The organism is Acinetobacter sp. YH12252, assembly GCF_013417365.1.
Classification (GTDB): domain Bacteria; phylum Pseudomonadota; class Gammaproteobacteria; order Pseudomonadales; family Moraxellaceae; genus Acinetobacter; species Acinetobacter towneri.
This window is the reverse complement of record NZ_VPEA01000035.1, coordinates 1-2,477: the sequence shown is the minus strand read 5'-3', so window position 1 is coordinate 2,477 and position 2,477 is coordinate 1. Positions and strand designations below refer to the sequence as shown.

Here is a 2,477-nt window from a genome sequence, read left to right as displayed (position 1 = left end):
GGACAAGCATCGTCATTTTATTATGGTCAGCCTCAGGGTGAAGTGTGTCTAATCAACAGGGTTTTCGGTCTCTAAGCACTTTTTAAAGGGAACATCATCGACTCAAATCTCTATTTGCAACAGTGCCCAAAAAAGATTGAAAACCATTTTAAAGCTTTCGACTTAACCTTTTTTTACATCAATAATGGCTTCATTTAATGTCAGCATACTTTTTGAAACACCACCTGATTTTCTTGTACACTGTCAGACAAGACAGACTCCAGTAAAGTTTTATCTGGCTGCAAATTTTCAAACTCTTGGTACAGATAACCAATTTTTAATTTCGGTACAGCATAGATCCCTTCATACTTATTTCTGATTAAAGAAAAAAGAGTAGATTTACCACTTCCATTATCCCCCAATACAGCAACTTTTTGTTTGTTTCGGATTTCAAAAGAGGCATGATTAAAAATCAAATGATTATCATATCCAAAAGTTACTTCTTCACCACGAATTAATATTTTATTTTTCGGGGGATTTGTTAGCTCAAAATTAATTCGAATATTTGCCTGTTCTTCGACTTGTTCTTTTACATCTAACTGCTCTATTCGTGATTGCACGGCTTTTGCTTGCTTTGCTATTGCTTTTTGTCGCCCTCCAAAAGACTTGTAAGTAGATATGAAACTTCTAGCTCTAATTTCAGAATTACTCATATTCCTTGGCTTATCTGTTATCGCTTCAGCTTGCCTTTTTTTCTGCAAATAAGCTTCCTCTAGTTGCTTTTTCTTTGCTTGATAATTTTCATATTCTCTTTTCTCAGTGTGAATTTGATGTTCCTTCTGCTGTTTATATGCAGTATAATTCCCGTCAAAACAGTTAATGGTATTGTTGTCAATCTCAATAATTCGATTACACAATTCATCTAATAAATTTGTATCGTGGCTAATAATCATCATTGTGTTATATTTTCCTAAATTTCGCTTTAGCAATTGAATCCCTTTAGTATCTAAATTCGCTGTTGGTTCATCTAGTAAAAGTATTGAACTACTCTTAGAAAAAGTCTCAGCTAAACGTAAACGAGTTTTTTCCCCACCACTGAACCAACCTTCAGATATTGTTGAGCTGGAGCGAAATTCTTTCAATTGCCAAGAATCTACTGATTCGTGGTATTGACCGAATTGTTTATAATAAGAGATATCTCCCTTAACCTCAACATTTCCCTTGTCAGGAGCTATATCATTGTTAATGATCTCCAACAACGTCGTTTTTCCACTTCCGTTTAACCCGACTACACCAATAATATCGTTCTTAAAAACAGTTAATTTATCAAAAGTAAAAAGAAGCTTGCCTCCAAAATATTTTTCTATTCCTCTCATTTTTATCAATTCCATACAATCGCCTCCCTTTCTAGCGATTAAGTTAATAAACATATTAAATCATTAATTAGTTTTTGTAGTTTAGAGAGTTTATTTCTTAGGGTTTCTATTCCTCAATTATTCCGTATCCTTCTGGTGCAGGAATCCCATGTTCCGAAGAACGACTGACTGATTCCCACTCTTTCCATGTAAATATACGTTTTTCTGCATTTTCAACAGCTAAATCATATACAAGGCTTCCCAGAACTAATCGGAGAGGCGGATTCTCACTATTAACCAGTTTCATTATAGCTTCGGCGGCTAACTTAGGATCACTATCCACCGATTCGTTTGAATATTGTTGGGCCAACTTTTCACGTAATGAATCATACTCTTTTTTCTGTGTAGTAAAACTCATTTTTAAGTATAGATTCGTCCAGTAACCTCCAGGTTCTACGATAGATACTTTTATACCAAAATGTGCAGCTTCTTGTGCTAAAGCCTCGCTAAATCCTTCTAAAGCAAATTTACTAGCGCTATAGATTCCCGACATTGGACCACTAATCAGTCCACCAATACTAGATATCTGGATAATATGACCTGATTCTTGTGCCCGCAAGTACGGCATAACAGCTTGACTTACCCATACTGTACCGAAGAAATTAGTTTCCATTTGGCTTCTAACTTCATCTTCACTAAATTCTTCAATCATTCCCATTACCATATTCCCTGCATTGTTAATGACAATATCGAGTCTTCCAAAATGTTTAATGGCAGTTTCCACTGTAGTCGAAACAGCACTTCTATCAGTAACATCAAGACTTAAAGGAAGTAACATTCCTTCAAACTGGCATTTTAACTCATTCAGTTTTTCAATATTTCTAGCAACACCAACAACCTTCTCTCCTGACTCCAATGCTTTTTTTGTGAATTCGTATCCTAGTCCACTGCTTGCACCTGTAATAAACCACACACGTGTATTTTCATTGTTATTAAATGTCATAAATAATCTCCTCGGTAGTGTTTCAAAAAGTATGCTGAAGAAAAAGCCGATTGGATTTTGATAAAATAGAGAAATGCAAATAACTCTAGCAATCAAATGTCCAACCTGCCTCAGTGATAGTATAAAGAAAAATGGTATCA

At 35.1% G+C, this 2,477-nt stretch carries 2 protein-coding genes and 1 pseudogene; 1 reads left to right on the top strand and 2 read right to left on the bottom strand.

Features of this window, described 5'->3' with window-relative positions:
* Positions 1–75 (top strand): annotated as a pseudogene (locus FTV28_RS13710) (IS6 family transposase); the annotation flags it as partial.
* Positions 76–200: 125 nt separating this feature from the next.
* Here FTV28_RS13710 and FTV28_RS13705 read toward each other — a convergent pair.
* Both FTV28_RS13705 and FTV28_RS13700 read right to left on the bottom strand, forming a co-directional pair.
* Positions 201–1,370, bottom strand: a complete 1,170-nt coding sequence (locus tag FTV28_RS13705) for an ATP-binding cassette domain-containing protein (RefSeq protein WP_179989164.1) — start codon at positions 1,368–1,370, stop codon at positions 201–203.
* 91 nt (positions 1,371–1,461) lie between these two features.
* Positions 1,462–2,337, bottom strand: a complete 876-nt coding sequence (locus FTV28_RS13700) for an SDR family oxidoreductase (protein ID WP_078081115.1) — start codon at positions 2,335–2,337, stop codon at positions 1,462–1,464.
* Positions 2,338–2,477 lie beyond the last annotated feature (140 nt).